At 45.5% G+C, this 24,714-nt stretch carries 25 protein-coding genes and 9 tRNA genes; 5 read left to right on the forward strand and 29 right to left on the reverse strand.

What is annotated here, in order from left to right; translation table 11 throughout:
* Positions 1-9: 9 nt before the first annotated feature.
* The 3 genes from pdxA to lptD are packed head-to-tail and all read right to left on the reverse strand — an operon-like array spanning position 10 to position 4,713.
* Entirely contained in the window at positions 10-1,002 is a 993-nt protein-coding gene (pdxA, locus tag PL85_RS08800; protein ID WP_017050645.1) for a 4-hydroxythreonine-4-phosphate dehydrogenase PdxA, read from the reverse strand.
* Entirely contained in the window at positions 992-2,287 is a 1,296-nt protein-coding gene (surA, locus tag PL85_RS08805) for a peptidylprolyl isomerase SurA (protein WP_094144475.1), read from the reverse strand. Before surA ends, pdxA begins: the two co-directional genes overlap by 11 nt.
* A gap of 56 nt (positions 2,288-2,343) precedes the next feature.
* Positions 2,344-4,713, reverse strand: coding sequence for an LPS assembly protein LptD (gene lptD / locus PL85_RS08810; protein WP_115339479.1), 2,370 nt, complete (start codon positions 4,711-4,713; stop codon positions 2,344-2,346).
* Between the two features lie 149 nt (positions 4,714-4,862).
* Between lptD and djlA the strand changes: the two genes are divergently transcribed.
* On the forward strand, positions 4,863-5,717 hold the full coding sequence (gene djlA / locus PL85_RS08815; protein ID WP_017043798.1) for a co-chaperone DjlA: 855 nt from the start codon (positions 4,863-4,865) through the stop codon (positions 5,715-5,717).
* A 121-nt stretch (positions 5,718-5,838) separates the two neighbouring features.
* Here djlA and PL85_RS08820 read toward each other — a convergent pair.
* The 12 genes from PL85_RS08820 to mutY form a co-directional block, all read right to left on the reverse strand.
* Positions 5,839-5,914 (reverse strand) — tRNA-Asn (locus PL85_RS08820).
* 30 nt (positions 5,915-5,944) lie between these two features.
* Positions 5,945-6,020, reverse strand: a tRNA-Thr gene (locus PL85_RS08825).
* A gap of 34 nt (positions 6,021-6,054) precedes the next feature.
* A tRNA-Asn gene (locus PL85_RS08830) sits at positions 6,055-6,130 on the reverse strand.
* Between the two features lie 15 nt (positions 6,131-6,145).
* Positions 6,146-6,221: transfer RNA gene (locus PL85_RS08835), tRNA-Thr, on the reverse strand.
* A 55-nt stretch (positions 6,222-6,276) separates the two neighbouring features.
* A tRNA-Phe gene (locus PL85_RS08840) sits at positions 6,277-6,352 on the reverse strand.
* 386 nt (positions 6,353-6,738) lie between these two features.
* Positions 6,739-6,814 (reverse strand) — tRNA-Asn (locus tag PL85_RS08845).
* Positions 6,815-6,850: 36 nt separating this feature from the next.
* Positions 6,851-6,926: transfer RNA gene (locus tag PL85_RS08850), tRNA-Phe, on the reverse strand.
* A 6-nt stretch (positions 6,927-6,932) separates the two neighbouring features.
* Positions 6,933-7,008 (reverse strand) — tRNA-Thr (locus tag PL85_RS08855).
* Positions 7,009-7,063: 55 nt separating this feature from the next.
* A tRNA-Phe gene (locus PL85_RS08860) sits at positions 7,064-7,139 on the reverse strand.
* Positions 7,140-7,245: 106 nt separating this feature from the next.
* Complete coding sequence (gene mltC / locus PL85_RS08865; protein ID WP_094124570.1) at positions 7,246-8,376, reverse strand: membrane-bound lytic murein transglycosylase MltC; 1,131 nt, start codon at positions 8,374-8,376, stop codon at positions 7,246-7,248.
* Between the two features lie 78 nt (positions 8,377-8,454).
* The gene (locus PL85_RS08870) at positions 8,455-8,727 is read right to left on the reverse strand and encodes an oxidative damage protection protein (RefSeq protein ID WP_010320634.1); all 273 of its coding nucleotides are present in this window, start codon (positions 8,725-8,727) and stop codon (positions 8,455-8,457) included.
* A gap of 21 nt (positions 8,728-8,748) precedes the next feature.
* Positions 8,749-9,804 (reverse strand): A/G-specific adenine glycosylase, encoded by a 1,056-nt coding sequence (gene mutY / locus PL85_RS08875; protein ID WP_115339480.1) that lies wholly within the window; start codon positions 9,802-9,804, stop codon positions 8,749-8,751.
* A 175-nt stretch (positions 9,805-9,979) separates the two neighbouring features.
* On the opposite strand from mutY, the gene trmB reads away from it, so the two are divergent.
* On the forward strand, positions 9,980-10,699 hold the full coding sequence (gene trmB, locus PL85_RS08880) for a tRNA (guanosine(46)-N7)-methyltransferase TrmB (RefSeq protein ID WP_026027213.1): 720 nt from the start codon (positions 9,980-9,982) through the stop codon (positions 10,697-10,699).
* A 143-nt stretch (positions 10,700-10,842) separates the two neighbouring features.
* On the forward strand, positions 10,843-11,763 hold the full coding sequence (glsB, locus tag PL85_RS08885) for a glutaminase B (RefSeq protein ID WP_026028230.1): 921 nt from the start codon (positions 10,843-10,845) through the stop codon (positions 11,761-11,763).
* Between the two features lie 83 nt (positions 11,764-11,846).
* On the opposite strand, the gene hemW is transcribed toward glsB, so the two are convergent.
* The 7 genes from hemW to PL85_RS08920 all read right to left on the reverse strand — a co-directional run bounded on the left by hemW (position 11,847) and on the right by PL85_RS08920 (position 16,589).
* A complete protein-coding gene (gene hemW, locus PL85_RS08890) occupies positions 11,847-13,004 on the reverse strand; it encodes a radical SAM family heme chaperone HemW (protein ID WP_017045513.1) in 1,158 nt (385 codons plus the stop codon).
* Positions 13,004-13,603: an XTP/dITP diphosphatase gene (locus PL85_RS08895; protein ID WP_115339481.1), complete on the reverse strand. Its 600-nt coding sequence runs from the start codon at positions 13,601-13,603 to the stop codon at positions 13,004-13,006. Before PL85_RS08895 ends, hemW begins: the two co-directional genes overlap by 1 nt.
* 12 nt (positions 13,604-13,615) lie before the next feature.
* On the reverse strand, positions 13,616-14,047 hold the full coding sequence (locus tag PL85_RS08900) for a DUF4426 domain-containing protein (RefSeq protein ID WP_013857823.1): 432 nt from the start codon (positions 14,045-14,047) through the stop codon (positions 13,616-13,618).
* Positions 14,048-14,089: 42 nt separating this feature from the next.
* Entirely contained in the window at positions 14,090-14,380 is a 291-nt protein-coding gene (gene yggU / locus PL85_RS08905; protein ID WP_026028229.1) for a DUF167 family protein YggU, read from the reverse strand.
* Complete coding sequence (locus tag PL85_RS08910) at positions 14,380-14,937, reverse strand: YggT family protein (protein WP_010320643.1); 558 nt, start codon at positions 14,935-14,937, stop codon at positions 14,380-14,382. The genes yggU and PL85_RS08910 overlap by 1 nt, the downstream gene beginning before the upstream one ends.
* A gap of 70 nt (positions 14,938-15,007) precedes the next feature.
* A complete protein-coding gene (proC, locus tag PL85_RS08915; protein WP_064624328.1) occupies positions 15,008-15,826 on the reverse strand; it encodes a pyrroline-5-carboxylate reductase in 819 nt (272 codons plus the stop codon).
* Positions 15,827-15,887: 61 nt separating this feature from the next.
* Positions 15,888-16,589, reverse strand: a complete 702-nt coding sequence (locus PL85_RS08920; protein ID WP_064624330.1) for a YggS family pyridoxal phosphate-dependent enzyme — start codon at positions 16,587-16,589, stop codon at positions 15,888-15,890.
* Positions 16,590-16,614: 25 nt separating this feature from the next.
* Here PL85_RS08920 and PL85_RS08925 point away from each other — a divergent pair, with 25 nt between their 5' ends.
* Together PL85_RS08925 and PL85_RS08930 are read left to right on the forward strand one after the other, a co-directional pair.
* The gene (locus PL85_RS08925; RefSeq protein ID WP_013857819.1) at positions 16,615-17,652 is read left to right on the forward strand and encodes a type IV pilus twitching motility protein PilT; all 1,038 of its coding nucleotides are present in this window, start codon (positions 16,615-16,617) and stop codon (positions 17,650-17,652) included.
* A gap of 10 nt (positions 17,653-17,662) precedes the next feature.
* On the forward strand, positions 17,663-18,769 hold the full coding sequence (locus PL85_RS08930) for a PilT/PilU family type 4a pilus ATPase (protein ID WP_017048293.1): 1,107 nt from the start codon (positions 17,663-17,665) through the stop codon (positions 18,767-18,769).
* Between the two features lie 68 nt (positions 18,770-18,837).
* Here PL85_RS08930 and ruvX read toward each other — a convergent pair whose 3' ends face one another.
* The 7 genes from ruvX to metK form a co-directional block, all read right to left on the reverse strand.
* Positions 18,838-19,266, reverse strand: a complete 429-nt coding sequence (gene ruvX, locus PL85_RS08935; protein ID WP_017045508.1) for a Holliday junction resolvase RuvX — start codon at positions 19,264-19,266, stop codon at positions 18,838-18,840.
* 82 nt (positions 19,267-19,348) lie between these two features.
* Positions 19,349-19,912, reverse strand: coding sequence for a YqgE/AlgH family protein (locus tag PL85_RS08940; RefSeq protein ID WP_017045507.1), 564 nt, complete (start codon positions 19,910-19,912; stop codon positions 19,349-19,351).
* A 46-nt stretch (positions 19,913-19,958) separates the two neighbouring features.
* Entirely contained in the window at positions 19,959-20,912 is a 954-nt protein-coding gene (gshB, locus tag PL85_RS08945; protein WP_040122940.1) for a glutathione synthase, read from the reverse strand.
* A gap of 13 nt (positions 20,913-20,925) precedes the next feature.
* Complete coding sequence (gene rsmE / locus PL85_RS08950; RefSeq protein WP_013857814.1) at positions 20,926-21,657, reverse strand: 16S rRNA (uracil(1498)-N(3))-methyltransferase; 732 nt, start codon at positions 21,655-21,657, stop codon at positions 20,926-20,928.
* A 108-nt stretch (positions 21,658-21,765) separates the two neighbouring features.
* Positions 21,766-22,473, reverse strand: coding sequence for a deoxyribonuclease I (gene endA / locus PL85_RS08955; RefSeq protein ID WP_094150972.1), 708 nt, complete (start codon positions 22,471-22,473; stop codon positions 21,766-21,768).
* 133 nt (positions 22,474-22,606) lie between these two features.
* Entirely contained in the window at positions 22,607-23,107 is a 501-nt protein-coding gene (locus PL85_RS08960; protein ID WP_013857812.1) for a SprT family zinc-dependent metalloprotease, read from the reverse strand.
* A 67-nt stretch (positions 23,108-23,174) separates the two neighbouring features.
* Positions 23,175-24,329 carry a methionine adenosyltransferase gene (gene metK, locus PL85_RS08965; protein WP_029189916.1) on the reverse strand — a complete coding sequence of 385 codons (1,155 nt, stop codon included), beginning with the start codon at positions 24,327-24,329 and terminating at the stop codon, positions 23,175-23,177.
* Positions 24,330-24,714 lie beyond the last annotated feature (385 nt).

A 24,714-nucleotide genomic window follows, 5' to 3' on the forward strand; every position in this document is an offset into this window, starting at 1 on the left:
TTCTCGAAATTAATTAGGTTTCTTTTCTACCAAGTCAATCGCGTAGGCGAGTGCTGTTCTAAAGCTCCCTGTATCCGCAAGCCCTTTCCCTGCCAATTCGAGTGCGGTGCCATGATCGACCGATGTTCTTATAAAGGGTAGACCAAGAGTAATATTTACTGAACGACCAAAGCCTTTGTACTTTAACACGGGCAGGACTTGGTCGTGATACATGCCTAAAACAGCATCGGCATCTTGCAAGTATTTGTCATTGAAGATGGTGTCGGCTGGTAGTGGGCCAATCAAATTAATGCCATCTTGCTGACGAATTTTTTCTAGTGTTGGAGTGATGGTTTCTATCTCTTCACGGCCTAGACAGCCATCTTCTCCCGCGTGTGGGTTTAAACCACACACATAAATTTTGGGTTGAGCAATGGCAAATTTTTCCACCAAATCTTTATGCAAAATAGTGATGATTTTTTCTAACCGCTCGACCGTTACTGCCTTTGATACATAAGCCAGTGGAATATGTGTTGTCACTAGCGCGACTCTCAACCCTTCTGTTGCGAGCATCATAACCACCAGTGGAGTATTAGACTTTTCTGCAAAGAATTCAGTGTGGCCGCTAAATGCAACGCCAGCTCGGTTGATCACCCCCTTGTGCACAGGGCCGGTGACAATAGCATCAAATTCATCATTCATACAGCCTAAAGCGGCTCTTTCTAATGTATTTAATACATAATGTCCATTGGCTTCATTCAGTTTCCCCGTTATCACCGGTGCGCCGAGGGGAATATGATCCACTACTAACCGTCCCGCTTGCTGTGGTTTTGGTGCAGAGGTGACTGAGTAGTCTTCCAATATAACGTCAATATTGAGCTCTTTAGCGCGCTCTGCAAGCAAGCTTTTGTCCGCGCATACCACCAGTTGATGTGCCCAATCTTCTTTTGATAAGGCCAGCACCAAATCTGGGCCAATACCCGCGGGCTCGCCAGCGGTAACCACGATGCGTTTAATTGTCATCTTGGTTGTCCTGTATAATTTCGACAAAGGCACTGGCACGCATTTCTTGTAGCCATGCGCTGGCTTCTTCATTGAATTTTCGATTAAAAAGAATGCGATAAGCTTTGTTTTTCAGTGCGGAGTCGGTGCGGTCGACTTCACGGCGATCAAGCACTTCGACAATATGCCAACCATGAACGGTTTTAAAGGGTTCGCTGATTTGTCCAACCGATAATGTTTCGATTTGATGTTGAAACTCCGGCACGTACAGATCCGGTGTTTGATAACCCAATTCGCCATTTTGCGCCGCAGAGCCGGGATCTTGGCTGTATTGTTGCGCCAATTCACCAAAGGTCGCTTCACCTGCCTTAATGCGACGAATGAAGTCATGTAGCTCTTTTTGTACGCCGTCATCGCTTAAAATGACCGTGGGTTTGATTAAAATATGGCGTGCATTAACTTCCGTGACCGCGACGGTTTCTAATCCTTTGACGTCATCAATTTTAAGAATGTGGAAACCGACGCCACTGCGAAATGGCCCAATAATAGAGCCTTTGTTTTGCATTTTGATTTGGTCGGCAAAAATTGTCGGCATTTCTTCTTTGCGCATCCAGCCCCAATCACCACCTTGCAGCGCTTTCGGACCTTTTGAATAGGTATAAGCCATGGTGCTGAAATCCGCTCCTTGGTTGAGTTTTTCGACTAAGGTTTTGGCTTGCTGTTCTACTGCGGCCTTATCTTGAGTGTCGTCAACACGCAGTTGGATGTGGCTGATTTTATATTGCACCGTTGCATTGGTTTCTTGCGCAAGAATATTGGCTAAGTTGTCCACTTCGTCCGGTAATATATTGATCCGGCGACGAACTAAAGCATTGCGCGCTTCACTTGCTGCAATTTCTTTACGTACTTGTTCGCGAAATTCGGCATAAGTCAGCCCTTCAGCAGTAACAGAAGCGTTAAGCTGTTCTAGGGTTTGATTATTGTTTTTCGCGATGTCGGCGATCGCGTCACTGAGTCGGTTATCGTCAATGCGCACGCCAATGCGTTGTGCTTCTTGTTGCTGAATGGTATCAATAATCAATTTTTCAACCACTTGCTCACGCAGCACAGTCTCTTCGGGTAGCGTTTGACCATTTTTCTTTGCATTAATGGTCAAGGTTTTTAATGCACCATCAATGTCACTCTGTAAAATAACGCCACTATTGACGATGACGGCGACGCGATCGAGCTCAACAGGAGTAGCGGATGCGGTGTTTAGGCTTAATGTTGCCATCAATCCAATCAGTGTGTGTTTCCACAATTTCATTTGTAGTCCTATCAAAATGAGCAAGGGCCTTTACGCTTAAGCAAAGGCCGAATAAATTAGTTGTTTAGGAAAAATGGACGACCATAACTTAATGAATTTCCAGCGCTGTCTACGCCCGTCATCCCGGAACCTGCACCAATCGTGGTGCCAAAACCGACAATACCAAAGTTCAAACTAAAGTTATTTTCGTAGAGTGGCGTAGCATTAGGGTCAGTAACAAAATCACCATCCCATTTCCGCAGTTGATTACTATAAGTAAAACCAATATACCAACAATCTGAGGTGTAGCTTAGGTTAGCCAGCCACTCTAGGCTCTTTTCCGTGGTTAAATCGTAGAAGTACTGTCCGCTAGCATTCCACTTTTTGGAGATCTGATACCCAGCCAGTAAACCGGCTTGTGAAATGCCATCTTTGGTAATGGCATTGATATTGGTAATTGTATCGCCAACGGTATTATCAATATACTCTTTGGTGACGTAACGATAGTTAGTTTGAATGTATCCAGAACCCACGCGGTACTCTAGAGTACTATTGGCGAGCTGCATCGTACTGCTATCAATGTCGTATTGAACCCCGCCATGGTAGAAGAGTAAATCATCATAGTTGAAGTCCATTTCGACGGCCCAAGCCGAATAGTTGGAGTTAGTGTCTAAATTCTCTGTCTCATTGGGTGAGGAGTTCTTGAGATTTTTTTTGAGGTAAAAAATCTGGCCAAAAGAGATGTTTAAACGCTCTTTATACTGATCGTCGAAAAACCGTGAAGAGGCACCGTAGCTGATCTGATTTGCCGGGGCAATATAATCGACACCGCTGTATTTACGGCTGCGGAATAAACCATAATAATCGGTTTGCAGTAGCGTTGTATCGTATAGCCCGATATTGCGCTGATCTTCTCTCGGTACATACAGGTATTGAATCTGCGGCTCAAGTGTCTGCGTATAGTCATCAAACAGAACCGTATCTCTTTCCAGTACTAATCCCGCATGAGTTCTAAATTCTGGAATGATGCGTGAAACGCTCTCTTTTAGGTCTTTATAGTTATCCGAATTGAGGTCAACACCGTTGAGGTCTTGTTGGTAATAAGTACCAAGCACTCGCGCTTCGGTTGTCCAAGTGCCCCAGGTGTTACTGAGAGGAATAGTAAAGCCCGGTTCAATGTGCGCTCGGGTGGCTGCAGGTTTTCCTCTTGCATCGGTTTCAAAACGCGACAGATGGCTCACCATATCAAAGTTCAAATACGGTAATAATTCGGGCGCATAGTAATTAAACGCAATCTGTGGCATCAAGCGATAGGGTTGGTTGGTGCTAGTTTTGTCTTCTGTAAGCAGCTGAAAGTCGCGAACCAGTATCGATGAATCCCAATTGTGGGTCCGGTAGGTGGCTTTACCTTCTTGGATAAGCTGACCATCTTCTCGGTTACCGATACCTGAGTCTAAATCACTAAAGTAGCTAATGTCACTGACTTGAGAGTAGTCAATTTCAAACTTCCAAGCTTGGTTGAAAATACCACTGTGTTGGTATTGGAAGCCCCAGCGGCTGCCCTTTTCCGGATATTTTTGATCATCAGGTAAATATTCAGATTTAATGTTACCTGTACCAAAATCATTCAGATAACGGAATTCACTGTTTAATTGCGTACCGCGTTCTTGCATATATTTAAAGGTCGTTTCTAGGTCATAGTTTGGCGCTAAGTTCCAATAAATAGGCACTTGGGCTTCAAAACCATTGCTAGAACCGTAAGAAACGGTAGGGTATAAAAATCCCGTTTTACGTGTGTCGCCAATCGGCACCGTAAGAAATGGCAGATAAAAAATCGGAATATTTTGAATCTCGAAGCGCGGATTATAAAAAGTGGCTTGCTCTTCATTTTGGTCAATATCAATGCTGGATGCTTTCAATCGCCATGCATTATTGCCTTCAGGGCAAGAGGTAATCGAACCATCTTCTATCTCATAAACGGCCTTACCCGTTTTGGAAATATACACAGCTTCACCGCGGCCGGGTTCACACAAAAATTGATATTTTGTGTTCTCTAATGTCATTAAATCCGTATTAAGATTGTTGGTGGCTTTGTCAGAAATGGTCCTTACTTCACCGTCACTGAAGTTGACATTACCTTGCGCAACCACAATATTATCTTTCTGATGCAGGGTAACGGTATCCGCTAGAATGCGTTTTTTACCTTGAACAACGACCACATTGCCTGAGTAGTTTGCGCGTTCACCGTTCACGGCTTCTAGCGTATCAGCCTCGACATTAATCGGTTGCTGACTTGAGTTTTCTGCTTCAGGTTCGTTGATCAAACATTGATCTATAGCGGGCATTTCCTGCACACTATTGTCTAACATAGCTTCTGCTTGAGTCTGTGGCACAAAAAGAGCTGCGCTAATTGAAGCGGCTAACAAGGTGCGGGAAAAACATGACATCGAGTTGTACTATCCTGTTTGAACTTGATTGATTCGGAAGATGGATGGCCGAATGTAAAATAAAACGTTTCTTATCATAAAGGAAATTGAAGCTCCCGGCACTATCAGACCGCTTTACTCCTGAAAAATTCATAGATTGAGAGCACATAATGCATATTTTTGGCAAAATTCTTGGCGCTTTTTTTGGCTTCTTATTTGGAGGACCGTTTGGCGCATTTTTTGGTTTGTTTCTCGGGCATCAATTTGATAAAGCTCGTCGTTTGAATCAAGCGGGGTTTAAAACTAGCTCATTTGGTTCAGGGCCAAGCCAAACTGAGCGACAAGACGAATTTTTTAAAGCCGCTTTCGCGGTCATGGGCCATGTTGCTAAAGCGAAAGGGCAAGTCACCAAAGAAGAGATCCAGCTAGCTACCATCATGATGGAGCGTATGAACTTACATGGTGAGCAACGTAAAGCGGCTCAAGATGCGTTTCGTGAGGGGAAAGAGAGTGGTTTTCCTTTAGAGGAAGTGTTGGAGCGTGTGCGCCTTTCGACGGGTGGACGCTTTGACTTGTTGCAATTTTTCCTCGAATTGCAAATATCAGCCGCGTTTGCCGATGGGGATGTTCACCCTAGCGAGCGCAATGTACTGCACAAAATCGCTCGTAGTTTGGGTTTCTCATCCGATCAACTGGAAAGACGCTTGCGTATGCAAGAAGCGGCCTTTCGTTTTCAACAAGGCGGAAATTTTGGTGGCCAACAACAAGGCTACCAGCAATCTGGGCAGTGGCAACAAGCCGCGCAAGCTGAACGCCTCACTGATGCTTACGATGTGTTAGGCGTGAGTAAAGATGCGGATGCTAAAGAGATTAAACGTGCCTATCGCAAATTGATGAATGAGCATCACCCAGATAAATTGATGGCCAAAGGCTTACCACCAGAGATGATGAACGTTGCGAAAGAAAAATCGCAAGAGATCCAAAATGCGTACGATTTGATTAAGAAAGAGAAGGGTTTTAAGTAACCGGCTATCGTGAATTACCGCGAACGTTCCAATCGATTGAGCTGGTGCAAACTGGCTCTTTTTATTATGAGCATACGCAAGACACAAAAAAAGCCAAGTTTGAAAACTTGGCTTTAGAAAGTGGCTCCCCCTGCAAGACTTGAACTTGCGACATACGGATTAACAGTCCGCCGTTCTACCGACTGAACTAAGGGGGAACGAATGTTTGCTTATCTTATGCAGATAAATGGTGCCGACTACCGGAATCGAACTGGTGACCTACTGATTACAAGTCAGTTGCTCTACCTACTGAGCTAAGTCGGCGCCGAATCAATAAGCAGTGCTCATTGATGAAAAGTGGCTCCCCCTGCAAGACTTGAACTTGCGACATACGGATTAACAGTCCGCCGTTCTACCGACTGAACTAAGGGGGAACAGGTTTTAAAGAATGGTGCCGACTACCGGAGTCGAACTGGTGACCTACTGATTACAAGTCAGTTGCTCTACCTACTGAGCTAAGTCGGCACATTTTTATCTTTAAATTTATTGTCTGTGCTAGGCACCAACAATTTAGAAACTGTGGTGCCCGGAGGCGGAATCGAACCACCGACACGAGGATTTTCAATCCTCTGCTCTACCGACTGAGCTATCCGGGCGACGGGGTGTATTAAAAGGTTTTTCGCATTTAACGTCAACAGTAAAATGCAAAAAAAATGTCGTTTGTTGTTTTTCTATACTTAGTGACTCGTTTTTGCCCATTTTCGTTAAAAATTAGTGTCAGATTAGATAGGGAAAGAGGCGTTGAAAAGAAAATAGGAGCTTTGAATGGAGCAAATAGCGAATAAAAGCGCGTTGAAAAACACACGTTTATCCGCTTGGTTACACTAAAGGAGCAAACTCACCAGACTGGTTTTAGTTTTTGACGGAAAATGGACTGACCCATAATTCAATCGTTGTAGAGGTAATCGCTGTAGAGGTAGAGGGGATTGGATAAATATGACAGGTAATAAAAAAGCCAAGTCGTTAGACTTGGCTTTAAAAGTGGCTCCCCCTGCAAGACTTGAACTTGCGACATACGGATTAACAGTCCGCCGTTCTACCGACTGAACTAAGGGGGAATTATCTGTGTAAGTCTAAGACTTCGCACCAAATAATGGTGCCTCGAGGCGGAATCGAACCACCGACACGAGGATTTTCAATCCTCTGCTCTACCGACTGAGCTATCGAGGCAATAAATGGTGCCGACTACCGGAATCGAACTGGTGACCTACTGATTACAAGTCAGTTGCTCTACCTACTGAGCTAAGTCGGCGCACTTTATTTATTGCTTGCTGCTACTTTAACAAAAGCACCAACAATTTAATTTGTGGTGCCCGGAGGCGGAATCGAACCACCGACACGAGGATTTTCAATCCTCTGCTCTACCGACTGAGCTATCCGGGCAACGGAGCGCTATTAAACGGATTTTCCCTTCAATCGTCAACTGCTTTTTGGAAATATTTTGAAAAAACGGTTTGTTTGCTGCGAATTTAGACAAAGCTGCGCTTTTTTATCCACCTGCGTTAAATTCCTTTTTGAATTTTGTTACTTTTTCTAAGTACCTTCTCGATTCAGCATTAGGGTGTTTTTGGGTCAGCGCCCAATAGACTTGATTGGGTTGCAGTGAATTTAAGTCCCTCATCGCTCGTTTCCTATCTTTGCTAAAGGTATTCAGTACTCCTCCTGTGCCGCCGTTGTAGGCCGAAATCATACTGTATTCGAGTGACGTTGGATGGCTGACCTCTTTGAGGTAGCGGTTTTTCAGAATATAAAAATAGGCCGTTCCCGTATCAATATTTTTTTCGGGATCAAACAGATATTCAGGGCTGGGCTCACCAGATTTATTTTTGACCAGTTTAAAGACATCTCGACCTGCGGTTTTAGGAACCACTTGCATCAGGCCATACGCATTGGCCCAACTGACGGCGTAGGGGTTAAAGCTACTTTCCGTTTTTATGATCGCGTAGATCAGATCTTCGGGAATGTTATATTTTTTCGAGGCTCGGTGCACGATGTCGGCGTATTTATAACCTCGTTTAGAGGCATGATCCGCTACCATAGGAATTTCCACATAGTAGGCTTTTTTGAAATCAACGTTCTTAATTTTTAATTTATTTTCAATAAGATAATCAGCAAATCGATTCGCGCGCCAACCCCACTGGATCGGTTGTTTATCTTGATCAAGCACTTGGTTGTACAAAAATGGCTGACCATTCAATTCGATATTTTGTGAAGAGAAAAGGTCAACGTGTGCGGGATCATCAGGCGTGAGCAAGGTGGTAATAATGGCATTGCGCAGATGTTTTTTTGGGTCAGTTGGGGAAACTGTTTCGATAATAATGGTTCCCGTGGAGAAATTGACTTCGGAACGACTCAGGTAATTATCGATGTATTTTACATAGTTGCTTTTACCGGCGACTTTGATCTCTTTACTGCCCCAACGTTTTTCAATGTTGCCAGAAAAACTGCTGATCAGTGCATCTAAGGCGGCGGTATCTTTGACAAATTGCCCGGGTAATTGCGCTAAGTTTTTGGCAAAACGATTGGTCGGCTCATAGTCGACGCTGTATATGCGTTCAACTAATTCTCGGCTACAACCGGCCAGTAGCATTGCAATAAAAAAGTAAGTCAGCTTTCTCATTATCTTCCCAATACAAAAATGACATCAGAGCGTTTACCATGATGTCATTGATTATCCTCGAAATAAATAAGGTATCTCTTATTTGCTTGGTGGCGTGTAGCCTTCGATATGGACCTCTTTTCCTTCAAATAGGAAGTTGGTCATTTCGGTTTCCAGCAATTTACGATGTTCAGGGTCCATCATATTGAGTTTTTTCTCGTTGATCAGCATGGTTTGCTTATGCTGCCATTGTGCCCAAGCCTCTTTTGAGATGTTGTCAAAAATACGTTTACCCAATTCACCTGGGTACAGTTGAAAATCCAAACCGTCGGCTTCTTTATTTAGTCGAGCACAAAATACAGTGCGGCTCATGGTCACTTCCTCTTCGGTGTTTTAAGGGTTAATTTCAAATGGAAGGCTTTCTAGCAACTGTTTTACAGGAGCGGCTAAGCCGATTTGTTCCGGTTGGGCTAAGTTATACCAAAGACCTTTGCTTGCTTCCATGATGATGTTCGGTTGTTGAGATAACTCCACCAAGATCGGTGTGATCTCTAAATGATAATGGCTAAACGTGTGGCGAAAAGCGATGAGTGGGCGAATAGAGCGGATAGCGCTCTCTTTGATGGCTCTGTGATCAAGTTGATCTTCGATGGCACTATTGGGGTTTTCAGGGAAGCAAAATAATCCACCCCAAATTCCACTTTGAGGGCGCTGTTCTAACCATACTTGATGGTTATGGTGTAGCATCACAAACCAAGTTTGCTTGGTTGGTTTGTCTGTGTTTGGTTTTTTGCCCGGATAATCGAGTGGGTTATTTTGTTTATTGGCGATGCAAAAAGATTCAACTGGGCAGAGCGTGCATTTCGGTTTGCTGCGTGTGCAGACCATCGCCCCCATATCCATCATGGCTTGGTTATATTTATCAACATCTTGCGCTGGCGTATTTTGTTCGGCATGTTGCCACAACTGAGTTTCAACCTTTTTTTGCCCCGGCCAGCCTTCGACAGCAAAACAGCGGGCTAAAGTACGCTTTACGTTACCATCTAAAATGGCGTGCGGCTGCTTATAAACCGAAGAAAGCACCGCCGCAGCGGTTGAGCGGCCAATACCCGGTAGAGCATTCATCTGTTCGATATCAAGGGGAAACTCACCGCCATATTCGCTGGCCACTATTTTGGCTGCTTTGTGTAGATTGCGCGCACGTGCGTAATAACCAAGGCCGGTCCATAGGTGCAGTACCTCGTCTTGTTCTGCATTGGCTAAATCAATCACGGTTGGAAAACGTTGCATGAAGCGTTCGAAATAAGGGATTACCGTTGCGACTTGAGTTTGTTGGAGCATAATTTCCGACAGCCAAACGCTGTAGGCCGTTTTGTTTTGTTGCCACGGCAAATGTTTGCGCCCATAGGCGTCATACCATTTTAAAATGGCGTTAGCGAAAGGTGTCACGACAGGCTCTTTGGTTTATAGTTTTAGTGGAGCAAAATTGCACCACATAAATGTGACGTTGTAAAACGGACAAATTGTGTGGATTTATCCAACAAGTTTATTTCGATAACACTTGCACCGAGAATAATTCTTTGGATAATCCCCGCTTTGATTAATCAATGTGCAGGCAAGATCAATGAGTGAAGTAACCACCAACGAATATACCGAAGAAGGCAAAATACTGCGTCGAATCCGTAGTTTCGTTCGTCGTGAGGGTCGATTAACCAAAGGCCAAGAAGCGGCAATGAATGAATGTTGGCCAACAATGGGTATTGATTTCCAGCCACAATTGCTCGATTGGGCGGCGGTTTTTGGTAACGATAACCCGGTGGTTTTAGAAATCGGTTTTGGTATGGGCGCTTCATTAGTTGAAATGGCTAAAAATGCACCGCAAAAAAACTTCTTTGGTATTGAAGTGCATAGCCCAGGTGTTGGCGCCTGTTTGTCAGCCGCTCGTGATGCTGGCGTGACTAATTTACGCGTGATGTGCCATGATGCAGTGGAAGTGTTTGAACACATGATCCCTGATGGTAGCCTGCATACACTGCAACTGTTCTTCCCTGATCCTTGGCACAAAAAACGTCACCACAAGCGCCGTATTGTGCAGTTAGAATTTGCGGAAATGGTGCGTCAAAAACTAAAAATGGAAGAGGGTATCTTTCATATGGCGACGGACTGGGAAAACTACGCTGAGCATATGATTGAAGTGATGAATCAAGCGCCGGGCTTTGCCAATATTGCCGCAGAAGGTGACTATATTCCTCGTCCAGAAGAGCGTCCTTTGACTAAATTTGAAGCGCGTGGTCACCGTTTAGGTCATGGTGTGTGGGATATAAAATATAAACGCACCGCGTAACGACTCACTTTTGTTGCTGCAACAAAATTAGCGATTAAAGAAAAGCCAACATTGTTGTAATGTTGGCTTTTTCGGCCTTAGCGCCCTACGAAAATCATTATAAAAATAGAGAAAAACATTTCTCACCCGAGGTAAGGTCACCCATGAAGCTAACTCCCAATCTACTTGCTGATATTTTGTGTGAGGTTCGCCCACTGATCGGCAAAGGAAAAGTCGCCGATTACATTCCTGCTTTAGCTAAAGTACCGAATAACAAGCTGGCGATCGCGGTTTACACCAATCAAGGTGAAGTGATTTCGGCTGGAGATGCCACGGAAGGATTCTCAATTCAATCCATCTCTAAAGCTTTGAGCTTAACGCTTGCTATGATGCTTTATAAACCAGAAGAGCTATGGCTTCGTGTCGGAAAAGAACCTTCAGGCCAAGCGTTTAATTCGATGATCCAGCTTGAAATGGAGCAGGGCATTCCGCGTAACCCTTTTATCAATGCTGGAGCTATTGTGGTGGCGGATATGCTGCATAGCCGTTTATCAGCCCCTCGGCAGCGCTTACTGGAGTTTGTACGTCAGTTGTCGGGTGAAGAGGGCATCGTATACGACAAAGTGGTAGCGGCTTCAGAAATGATGCACAGCGATCGCAATGCTGCCATCGCCTATTTGATGCGATCGTTTGGTAATTTCGATAATGACGTTATCCCGGTCCTGCACAACTATTTTCACGCTTGTTCACTTAAAATGAGCTGTGTTCAATTAGCGAAAACCTTCAGTTATCTGGCGAATAAAGGGGTGTCCGTGCATACCAAGGAAGCGATAGTAACGCCGACACAAAGTAAGCAGATCAATGCCTTATTGGCGACTTGCGGTTTGTATGATGGCGCGGGAGAGTTCGCTTATCGTGTTGGCATGCCGGGTAAATCGGGCGTAGGTGGCGGTATTATTGCTGTTGTTCCTGGGGAGATGACGATTGCGGTTTGGTCGCCAGAGCTTGATGCGTCAGGTAATTCTTTAGCGGGCACTAAGATGTTAGAACTCTTGGCTGAGCGTATTGGTCGCTCTATCTTTTAAGTTCAATATTTTCTGACAGCCCGTGTTTTTGGCAAAAGATTGGCTACCGATTAGGTTAGCCAATCTCTGTTGGGGTTATCTTTTTAGTCGTCAGCCATAAAGGCTTCGAGCAAGTCATTAAGAAACAGTTTTCCTTTTTCTGTGATTTGCCAGTGACTTTCGGTTTGCGTTAAATAGTGTTCGGCTAGTGCCCAATCTATCGTTGACTGAATCACGCTTAAACTTAATCCAGTTGTTTCAACAAAGTCTTGTTTCGGACAAGGTTCCATCAAGCGAAAGCGGTTCATGAAGAATTCAAAAGGGCGATCCGCAGCGGCGACTTCAAATTCGTCATCCAAGTAAGGTTTGAGTAAATTGAGATAGCCACGCGGATGCTTCACCTTAGTGGTGCGTACAATACGCCCGTCGTTAAAGCTGAGCTTGCCATGCGCGCCACAACCAATCCCCAGATAATCACCAAAGCGCCAGTAATTTAAGTTGTGTTGGCATTGATAGCCGGGTTTGCTATAGCCAGAAATTTCATACTGCACGTACCCAGCGGCGGCCAATTTTTGGTGACCCAGCTCAAAAATATCCCACAGTGCGTCATCATCTGGCAAAGTAGGCGGTTTAAAGTAGAAAACCGTATTAGGTTCAATGGTCAGTTGATACCAAGAAAGATGAGGTGGGTTTAGTGCAATCGCTTTGTCTAAATCGGCCAGCGCTTGTTCACAGTTTTGATCGGGTAAGCCATGCATCAAATCTAAGTTGAAGCTGTTTAAGCCAATTTGATGAGCTAATTGAGCGGCATTAACCGCTTCTTGCTGACCATGAATTCGCCCTAAACGTGCCAGTTTTTGTGGCTCAAAACTTTGTACACCAATCGAGATGCGCGTCACCCCTGCTTGTCGATATCCAACAAAACGGTCAGCTTCTACCGTGCCCGGGTTGGCCTCCATGGTGATTTCAATCCCAGGCTTAAACGCAATACGCGCTTCAATGCCTTGCAGCAGGCGAGCAATACCTTCAGCAGAAAAAAGACTCGGTGTACCACCGCCAATAAAAATGGAATGCAATGGGCGAGGATGGTCTGCAAGGCGGTATTTGGCGATATCGGTATCGAGATCCTCCAATAGCGCATCAATGTATTCACGTTCAGGAATATCGTGCTTTAGCGCGTGAGAGTTAAAATCACAATAGGGGCATTTTTGTACACACCACGGGATGTGCACGTACAAACTCAGCGCGGGTGGTTGCAACATTATGAATTTTGCTCGCTTAAGGTTTTAAATAGCATTTTTAGCGCTTTGCCACGATGTGAAAGCTGCTTTTTACGTGCAGGTAGCAGTTCAGCTGAAGCGCAGTTATCTTCAGGGACAAAGAAGATCGGATCATAACCAAAACCGTTACTGCCGTGAGCTTGGTGCAAGATGCGACCTTGCCACGTACCATGGCAGACCAATGGTGTTGGGTCATTTTCGTGACGCATGAAAACCAGCACGCAATGAAAACGAGCGGTGCGTTGTTCGTCTGGTACGCCTTCCATTGCCGCTAATAATTTTTCTAGGTTTTGTTGGTCACTGGCATTTTCACCCGCGTAGCGCGCCGAGTAAATTCCCGGAGCACCTTGCAGATAATCCACTTCTAAGCCGGAGTCATCGGCAATCGCAGGTAAGCCAGTGATTTTGGCAGCATGTCGTGCTTTGATGATCGCATTTTCAATAAAGGTGGTGCCAGTTTCCTCGGCTTCTAGGACGTTTAATTCTGTTTGCGCCACCACATCAAAACCGAAATCAACCAGCAGATCAGCCATTTCGCGCACTTTGCCTTGGTTTCCTGTGGCTAATACTATTTTTTTCATTGCACTGTTTCTCTATTCTTCGACGTAGAATTTTTGGGTGAATTTAAGTTTACCGGTGCCTTTTAAGCCCGCATCAACCTCAATGTCAAAACTCAAATTCTCTTCATTGGTAATGGGGAATTCAGCGAGGTAATAAATCGCGTTGCCCTCTTTGAATTGTTTAAATTCAAGTTCACGTACCTGACCGATTAGGTTTTTCGCATTGCCTTTGAGTGTCGCTTCCATAGCTGGTTTACCTAAGGCCGAGTTATCTAATACGCTGATGTTTAAAATAGCCGAGTAACCATTACGTTTTAACTGATAACTGCGCGCCACTTGTGGCGTTAAAAATGTTGAGTTGAAAGCTGAGTAGTGAACTTCAACATTCTTGATGGTTTGAAACTGCTCGGCGAGTGTGGGTAGCGAAATAAAGGCTATAACAAACGCTATCATCCATTTACGCATGTGGTGCTCCTTACAAAACAGAGTGGGCTAAATAAAAAGCCATCACAAGATGGCTTCAATCGGCTGTGGTATCACTTGAGGTGAATGAATTCGGACTTGTTTATGACGTCCCAATTCCCCTTTTTCTATCTCGATTAAACCTTTGGCGACTTTAAATTGTTTGGCCAAGAATTTGGTTAAATGCGCGTTGGCTTTGCCATCAACAGGCGGTGCGGTGATGGCAATTTTGAGTTCCTCACCATGCAAGCCGACGATACTATCGCGGCTTGCTTTGGGTTGGATGTAGAGCTTGAGGATTAGATCCTCTCCCTCTTGCCAAACAGCAGATGACATTACAACTGATACCATACTGGGCCAATAAAATCGCCCATTAGGAAGTTCGCAAACTGCAGCACAATAAACAGCACCAATACACTTAAATCAAAACCACCCATCGCTGGTAGGATACGGCGGATCGGCGCAAGCATCGGCTCTGTTAATTGATGAAATACGTATTCAATCGGGCTGCGGCCTTGGCTAACCCAACTGAGAATAGCGCGGATCAACAGCACCCAGAACAGCAAACCGCCAGCGGCTTTGACTAACGAGAGTAAGCCTAAGAATAAAAAGTAGACGCTAAAACTAACCGCACCACCTGATGCCACCAGCATTAAGGCAATAAATTTCAATACGCACAGCACGTACGCAAAGAGAACCGTGGCCAAATCTAGGCTACCAATGGATGGAATCGCTCGGCGCAGTGGGCCAACCACAGGTTGCGTTGCTTTGACGATAAACTGGGAGAATGGGTTATAGAAATCGGCACGCGCTGCTTGTAACCAGATACGTAAAATTACGACCATGATGTACAGATCAAACAGGGTGGAGATCAAAAAACTCATTGAATTCATAGCTAGCCCTTAATATGAGTAGAGTGTCGTTTGCGCTTTTGCGCTATAGCTTAGTGAAACGCCACTAGGATTAAAACAGTTTTTCCATTTCTTGTGCACGAGTTACGGCCGCTTGCATCGCTTGTGCAACGATATTGGCAAGTTGATGCTCGTTAAAGGTGCGAATCGCCTCGGCGGTGGTGCCGCCTTTGGAGGTCACTTGTTCACGCAATGTCGAGAGTTCAATCTCAGGGTTTGCCACCACCATTTCGGCTGCGCCTAACGCCGCTTGTTGTACTAACAAACGGGCCGTTTCTTTATCAAAGCCTTGAGCGATGGCTTCATTTTGCATCGCTTCCATAAACAAAAAGAAGTAGGCAGGCGCACTGCCTGCGGCGGCGATGATGCCATTAATGGCGGACTCGTTTTCAACCCAGCACACTTCACCAACGGCTTGTAGCAATTGTGCGGTAAAGCGTTTGTCTTGCTCTGATACGCTTGGAGTGGCAAATAGACCGCTCATGCCTCGATTGATCAGCGAAGGTGTATTGGGCATGGCGCGTACTAGTTGTAGTTCGGTTGCCAGCATCTCATTAAGGCGCGCCGCAGAAACACCTGCTGCAATGGAGATCACCAACTTATTTCTAAAATCAATGGATTGCAAAGGTTGACAGACACTGGCCATCAACTGCGGTTTGACCGCCAGTACCACCACATCGGCTTGCTGCGCTGCGGCAAGATTATCGCTGGTGGTGTGAATGCCATAAGCACTTTCCAGTGGTTTGCGTCTTGTTTCTGACGGTGCGGTCGCGGTAATTCTATCAGCTGGATAACCGCTGGCGACTAAGCCTGCAATAATTGCTTTGGCCATATTGCCTGCACCGATAAAAGTGATGTTTCTCTGCTGCATCTGCTGACCTCTAATTGCTTGTCGCTGATTGATTATTATGTGGTTGATAGTTAAGCCAGTGCTAAGCGTAATCACGCGCACCAAAAATAGCGGTGCCGATCCTCACCATAGTGCTACCAGCTTCAATCGCCGCTTGCATGTCACCACTCATGCCCATTGAGAGCGTATCTAACCCTGAAAAACGTTCAGACAATTGCGCTTGTAAGCTCGCCAGTTTTTGAAATGCGGCAAGTTGCGCAGCGTAATCGGGGACATTCTCAGGAATAGACATCAGTCCTCTTAACGTGAGGTTGGGTAGCGCGGATATCAACTCTGCCAACTCAACTATTTCGTGTTCACTAATGCCCGATTTCGAGCTTTCGCCGCTGGTGTTGACTTGAATCAAGACCTGTAGTGGTGGCATGCCCGCTGGGCGTTGATCATTTAAACGCTGGGCAATTTTACTTCGATCCACCGTATGCACCCAAGCAAAGTTCTCGGCCACAATGCGCGATTTATTGGACTGAATTGGGCCGATAAAGTGCCATTCTAAATCCAGTTCGGGGTGCAAGGTATTGAAGTATTGAACTTTATCCGCGCCCTCTTGCACATAGTTTTCACCAAATAAACGTTGCCCAGCGCGCGCTGCTTCTAGAATCGCCTCGACAGGTTTGGTCTTACTGACCGCTAAAAGTTGCACTCTCTCTCGAGCGCGTCCACACTTTTGTTGTGCACTTTCAATTTGTGAAGTGATCTGTTCAATGTTTTGTTGAATACTACTCATAGCCTGACTTTACTAAGGAAATTAAATGGATATCGCTGAGCTACTGGATTTTAGTGTAAAGCACAACGCTTCGGATCTACACCTATCTGCAGGTGTTCCACCTATGGTACGGATAGATGGTGAAGTAAGAAAGCTCGGAGTGCCTGCTTTTACTCATGCTGACGTGCATCGTTTGATTTTTGAGATCATGAACGATGCTCAGCGTAGTGAATTTGAAGAGAAACTGGAAGTGGATTTCTCATTTGAGCTGCCTAATGTAGGGCGTTTTCGTGTCAATGCTTTCCATCAATCTCGTGGCTGCTCTGCGGTTTTCCGGACGATTCCTACGGTGATCCCAACCTTGGAAGAACTACAAGCGCCTGACATTTTTAATAAAATCGCCAATTATGAGAAAGGATTGGTGCTGGTGACTGGGCCAACAGGGTCGGGTAAGTCGACCACACTGGCAGCAATGGTTGATTACATTAATTCTCATCACAACAAACACATTTTAACCATTGAAGACCCCATTGAGTTTGTGCATAGCAACAATAAATGTTTGGTTAACCAACGTGAAGTACACCGAGATACCCACAGTTTTAAAGCGGCGCTACGTTCGGCGCTGCGCGAAGATCCGGATGTAATCTTAGTCGGTGAGCTGCGCGATCAAGAAACCATCAGCTTAGCGTTAACCGCGGCTGAAACCGGGCATTTAGTGTTTGGCACGTTACATACCAGCTCTGCGGCGAAAACCATCGACCGGATCATTGATGTGTTTCCCGGTAGTGATAAAGAGATGGTTCGTTCAATGCTCTCTGAATCATTGCGAGCCGTGATTGCGCAAAAGTTGCTAAAACGTTTAGGTGGGGGCCGCGTCGCATGTCATGAAATTATGCTTGCCACTCCAGCGATTCGTAACTTGATCCGCGAGGATAAGGTTGCGCAGATGTACTCCATCATCCAAACGGGTGCGGCGCATGGCATGCAAACCATGGAACAGAATTCCAAACAGTTGATTGCGCAAGGTATTGTCGATCAAGAAGAAGTGCAGAAAAAACTGGAAGTCAATTCATCACCATTTTAAGAGAGAGCTCATGGAACTGAACCAATGTCTTGAGGGTATGTTGACTCAAAAAGCTTCCGACTTGTACCTCACCGTAGGAGCGCCAGTGTTATTTCGCGTCGATGGAGAGTTAAGAGCTCATGGCGAAAAGTTATCCCAAACGCAGGTGATGGCGTTGTTAGATGCCATGATGGATGAGGATCGCCGCCGTGAATTTCAACGCACACGTGAAGCCAATTTTGCAGTGGTGAGAGAGATTGGCCGTTTTCGTGTCAGTGCTTTTTTTCAGCGTGAGCTGCCCGGTGCGGTGATCCGCCGTATTGAAACTCATATCCCCACTTTTGAAGAATTAAAGTTACCGGGCGTGTTGCAAGATCTCTCGATTGCAAAGCGTGGGCTGGTGCTGGTGGTCGGCGCGACGGGGTCGGGCAAATCGACCACCATGGCGGCCATGACGGGTTATCGTAACTCGCACCGAACTGGGCATATTTTAACGGTGGAAGACCCGATTGAGTTTGTGCATGAGCATCAGCGTTGCATTGTGACCCAGCGAGAAGTAGGGTTGGATACCGAGAGTTACGAAGTGGCTCTGAAAAACTCTCTGCGCCAAGCCCCTGATATGATTTTAATTGGTGAGATCCGTTCACGTGAAACGATGGAATATGCGATGACCTTTGCCGAGACAGGTCATTTATGTATGGCAACGTTACATGCTAACAATGCCAACCAAGCGCTTGAGCGAATTTTGCATTTGGTTCCTAAAGAGCAAAAAGAGCAGTTTTTGTTTGATCTGTCGATGAACCTCAAAGGCGTCGTGGGGCAGCAGTTGATCCGCGATAAAAATGGCAAGGGACGACATGGTGTGTTTGAGATTTTACTCAACAGCCCTCGAATTTCCGATTTGATCCGCCGCGGTGATCTGCACGAATTGAAAGCGACGATGGGCAAATCAAAAGAAGTGGGGATGCAGACTTTTGACCAAGCACTATATCAACTGGTCGTTGAGGACAAAATCAGTGAACAAGATGCACTGCACAGCGCTGACTCGGCTAACGATTTACGTTTAATGTTAAAAACAAAGCGTGGCGAAGGGATCAGCAGTGGCACATTGGATAACGTGCAGATTGATATGGAATAGTCGCAGTTTAAGACGAACAATCCCGAACTCGATTCGGGATTGTGCTGCGCCGCTGTATTAAAGTTAAGTTACGCGCCCCATTGCGCTTCAAACCAGCTCTCTAAGATCACTACAGCTGATTGGCAATCGACATTGCCTTTGCTCAGCGCCTTATAGCCGCCCATGGCAAATAAGTCGGCGCGGGCTTCCCGGGTTGAAAGCCGTTCGTCATGCATCTCGACGGCTAAGCCAAAGCGCCCGTGTAAACGCTGCGCAAATTTTTTGGCTCGTGGGGTAATGGTTTCTAATGCTTTGCCGTGCAAATCTGTTGGTAGCCCTACCACCAATAAATGGGGTTGCCACTCTTTGATCTGCTTTTCGATCTCTTCCCAATGTGGAATTCCGTCATTGGCTTTAAAGGCTTTAAGTGGTGATGCGGTGCCTGTAACTTCTTGGCCAATCGCACTGCCGATGCTTTTGGTGCCAAAGTCAAAAGCCATAATGGTTCTGGATGTCATAATCAGTATCTTGAATGGTGCAATAAAGGCTCTAAAAAGGCGCGTTACCTAGTTAGAGCCGTAAAGGTTAGAGCCGTAAAAGTTAAGCATGCCCAGCTTGCGCTGAGAGTTGGATGGGATCAATGCCGAGTTTTTTAATCGCCTGATTCCACTTATCGTGAATGGGCGTATTAAAGATAACCTCTGGATCGGCCTCAATGGTTAACCAAGAATTTTCAGCCAGCTCTAACTCAAGCTGACCGGGCTCCCAGCCTGAATAACCCAGAGCCACAAGATAGTGACTTGGTTCGGCATCTGTGCCCAGTACCGCTAAAATATCTTTCGATGTGGTGACGGCAATGTCATCGCTCATACGGATGCTGGACTCATAATGATCTTTCGGTCGATGTAGAATAAACCCACGATCTTCAGAAACAGGACCGCCATTCAATACGGGCCTTTTTAGGCTATCAAGTTGAAGCTTCGGATAGCTTGGCTCAACATCGACTTGGTTTAACATGCCGCCCACGGTGATATCAATCGGCACATTAATCATCAAGCCCATCGCCCCTTCTTCATTGTGCTCACAGATATAAATAACACTGTGCTTGAAGTAAGGGTCTCTCATACTTGGCATGGCGACTAAAAAATGATTTGTAAGATTCATACTGCCTCCAACCTATCGCAAATTACTGGGCAAGAGTTTGCCCAGTTCAGCATGACTTGTTGATTCGACGCTCAATCGCGTCCATCAACTTACCGGTAATTGAGATATCAAAGGCGGCCTCTATTTCACGAATACACGTAGGGCTCGTCACGTTGATCTCAGTGAGCTTGTCGCCAATAACGTCAAGTCCGACAAAGATTAAGCCTTTTTCTTTCAATGTTGGAGCAATAGTTTGAGCAATTTTTTTATCGGTTTCGCTTAGCGGACGCGCTTCACCACGGCCACCAGCTGCCAAATTGCCACGGGTTTCACCTTGTGCCGGAATTCGCGCTAGGCAGTAAGGCATTGGTTCACCATCGACCACTAAAATACGTTTATCACCGTTGCTGATGTCAGGTACAAAAGTTTGCGCCATACAGTAGTTTTGGCCGTGGTTAGTTAATGTTTCGATAATGACAGATACGTTTGGATCACCCTCTTTAACGCGGAAGATAGACGCCCCGCCCATACCGTCTAACGGTTTTAAAATCACATCACCATGTTGCGCGCGGAAGGCTTTAATTTTTTCCGCTTTACGCGTCACTATGGTGGTTGGCGTTAGTTCAGGGAACCATGCCGTAAACAGTTTCTCATTGCAGTCACGTAAGCTTTGCGGCTTATTGACGATTAATGTTCCTGCTTCTTCTGCTCGTTCTAGAATGTAGGTTGCGTAGATATATTCAGTGTCAAACGGCGGATCTTTACGCATCAACACTGCATCGAGATCAGCCAGTGGAATAGTTTGCTCAGATAAAAACTCATACCAACCGTTCGGATCTTCTTTTAATGTAACCACTTTGGTATCGGCAAAAGCGACACCTTGATCTAAGTGTAGATCATTCATCTCCATATAGTGGATTTCATAACCACGACGCTGCGCTTCTAGCAACATGGCAAAGCTGGAATCTTTTTTGATGTTAATGGACGAGATAGGGTCCATGACGATACCAAGTTTAATCATTGTTTTTCTCCGGTTAGCCAAGATCGCCAAAGCGAACTTGAAGAGCAGTAATAGCCGTTAAGGCCGCAGTTTCAGTACGCAATACGCGTGGGCCTAGTAAGGTTTCTTCAAAATGGTACTGTTCAGTCATGCTAATTTCTGATTCTGATAAGCCCCCTTCAGGGCCAATCAACAAACGGACTTTATTGATGGGTTGAGGCAGGGTATTAATCGAATACTTCGCACGTGGATGTAAGTTGAGCTTGAGCGCATCACTGGGTTCGGCACACCACTCTTCCAACTGCATAATTGGGCGGATCAGCGGCACTATATTGCGGCCGCACTGCTCACAAGCGCTGATTGCAATTTTTTGCCACTGTTCAAGTTTTTTCTCAAAACGTTTGGCATCTAATTTCACGCCGCAACGTTCAGAAATCAAAGGCGTGATGGTATTGACGCCAAGTTCGACCGATTTTTGAATGGTGAACTCCATTTTGTCTCCACGCGAGATCACCTGCCCAAGGTGTAAATTAAGAGGCGATTCACAGCTGCTTTCGACTCTTTTCAACACATTGACCAGCACATTTTTTTTGCTGACCTCGGTAATTTCCGCTGGGAATTCCGCGCCACTGCCATCAAAAAGCAGTACTTCTTGGCCCGCTTGCATGCGTAACACTCGGCCAATATGCCCAGCCGCATCATCATTGAGAGCAATAATGCTTGAGGGTTGAAGAGGAGTCGGATGATAAATTCTAGGGATACGCATGGATAGTTCCTACCTGACGTTTAATAGCCATTAACATGGATGCTTTACACTGAAAAAACAAGGGGCAAGGGCGAGTTTCAATCACGAAAATGGCCCACAAAAAGTACCTTATGAACGGCACTGTTGCTGCACAAATGGGTTGTGGTTGCCTTGAACTTTGGCAATTCGCTGATCGCGTTTGCATTCCCACTCATCGGCTGGGTATTGGCGATTCCAAGCTTGCATTAGTTGTGTTTGGGACTTGGATAACTGAAAGCCATAGTTTTGGCTCATGTACAGATAGGTACGAGCAATTGAGCCACGTGCTCTATCGGGTGGCATGACTTTGCGTTGTTTAAAATCGACCTGCATTTCACAACGGCCATAGCTTTCACCTTCTACGCCATTCCACTGACTGAAATTGTAGTTTGAACGATCGCCGTTGACTTCGCCAATCGCCGGCGTCAGGTTGTGGAGGTCAGCTTCCATCGAACGAAAAATAGTATCATTTTTGGTGCAATTTTTACGCCCACCTTGTTGCCAGCACTGACGCTGGTGGCCAAATTGCCAAGCAGGGACGACGTGTTCCCATTCAATACGGCTGGCGCGAGTTTGTTGTTTGCGAACTTGGTAACCACAAGTTTGTAAGTCGGGCGTGCCTTTCTTACCTTGCCATGCAATGTCACAACCGCAGTAAAAGCTCACTGGATGATCATGATAGATTTTCAATGCTTCTTTTTTAGCTTGAGAAAAGGAAGCGGGAGGCGCAGCTAGGGCACAAAACGAGAACAAAGCTAAGCTGCTATTCACAAGCAATAAGCGAAAATAGGACATCATTTAGACTGATATAAGTATGGTTTTTATTAGTCTAACACTCAGATTAAAGAATAATAAATGATGTTTTTGTTGTTAATTGTAGATGGGTGTAACCACACCGCTGTGGATTCAAGTAGCAGCAACCAAAGTTTATTTATGAAAGCTGCACGCCAGTAAAATGGAGCGTTTGTGCACAGTGTTGACAGCGGTAGGTGGCTTGATTGCGCATCACTTTATTGTGACGACGGACAGTGAGCGGATAATGCGCACAAGCGCAGTGATATTCAAAGGTTTTGCCTTGCACAGAAGAGACTTCAAAGCGATGAGTGGTATTGGCTGGTAAATGAAACACTTGATTCATCACGGCCTGCCACTCTTTACCGTGTGGACGAACACGACCATAGCGCTGGTAGGTAATTAGGTGGGCGATTTCATGTGGGATCACTTCATCGAGAAAAGCGCGTTGATTTTCAGCAAACAGCACTGGATTCAGTCTGATTTCCCAACGTTGTAAATAAGCCTTACCTGCCGCCTTTCCCCGCAACTGATAGTTGATATTTGGCATAGGGAAGTCGTGTTGAAAATAGTGACGAGCGGTTGTGATGCACTGTTTTGCTTTTACTTGCGCGCGGTAATGTAGCTCAAAATTAGGCACAGATTCATTCCTAGAAAAAAGCCCTTGCGAATGAGCAAGGGCTTACAAATTTAAACTAGGTTGAAAATTACTTCAAGCCAGCAAAGTCACGCAGGATGGCGGCTTTGTCAATCGCTTCCCAAGGAAACTCTTCACGGCCGAAGTGACCGTAAGCGGCGGTTTTCTTGTAGATCGGTTGCAGCAAATTGAGCATTTCTTGTAGGCCGTATGGGCGTAGGTCGAAGTGCTGGCGTACCGCTTCAATGATGATCTCTTGTGATACTTTCTCAGTACCAAAGGTTTCGACCATGATTGAGGTTGGATCTGCAATACCAATGGCGTATGACAACTGAATTTCACAGCGGTCAGCAAGGCCAGCCGCCACGATGTTTTTCGCTACATAACGCGCCGCGTAGGCTGCACTACGGTCTACTTTTGATGGATCTTTACCAGAGAATGCACCACCACCGTGACGCGCTGCGCCGCCGTAGGTATCAACAATGATCTTACGACCAGTTAAACCACAGTCACCCATTGGGCCGCCAATCACAAAACGACCGGTTGGGTTGATGAAGAATTTGGTCTCTTTGCTAAGCCACTCGGCTGGCAACACAGGCTTAATGATCTCTTCCATGACGCCTTCGCGTAGGTCAGCTGTCGAGATAGAGTCGCAATGTTGCGTTGAAAGAACGACTGCATCAATTCCGACAATTTTACCTTGGTCATATTGGAAGGTAACTTGAGATTTTGCATCAGGACGTAGCCAAGAAAGCGTGCCATTTTTACGCACTTCTGCTTGTTTTTGCATCAAGCGGTGAGCGTAGGTGATCGGTGCTGGCATCAGGATTTCAGTTTCGTTGGTCGCGTAACCGAACATAATACCTTGGTCACCGGCGCCTTGTTCTTTAGGATCGGCCTTATCAACACCTTGGTTGATATCAGGTGACTGTTTACCAATGGTATTCAAAACAGCGCAAGAATTGGCATCGAAACCCATCTCTGAGTTGACGTAACCAATTTCACGAACGGTTTGGCGAGTAAGTTCTTCAATGTCCACCCATGCAGAGGTAGTGATTTCACCACCAACCATGACCATGCCGGTTTTCACGTAAGTTTCACAAGCAACGCGCGCTTTGATGTCTTGTTCTAGAATCGCATCCAAAACTGCATCAGAAATTTGGTCTGCAATTTTATCTGGATGGCCTTCTGAAACGGATTCAGAAGTAAACAGGTGCTTAACCATGAGAGCTCCACTTTTAATCGTTGGACTATGGCAAGCTTCGCTCACCATCGTTATTCATTAGTTTATGTAGGTGTTTCTACATCTAGACGTCTATTCTAGTTTTGAATGGTCGAATTACAAGTTATTTTTACGCCTGTCTGTAAACCAAACGTTTGCTTAAATTTAGATGAAAAATTGGAGTTTGGTTTTTTATCCTAAAAATAAGCGCTAAAGAGCACTATTTCTCCAGTAAAACGTTTGCAGTGAGAAAAGTGCTTTGAGAGAATAGCCGCGCTATTTACAGCCCATTTCCGTTAATTTGAATTCGCTTAATGCACTCAGGAGCAGACATGTCTTCCCGTAACCTTGTTTCTAATAAAGAACTCGCCAATGCCATCCGTGCTCT

It is taken from the genome of Vibrio anguillarum, assembly GCF_001989995.2.
Taxonomy (GTDB): Bacteria; Pseudomonadota; Gammaproteobacteria; order Enterobacterales; family Vibrionaceae; genus Vibrio; species Vibrio anguillarum.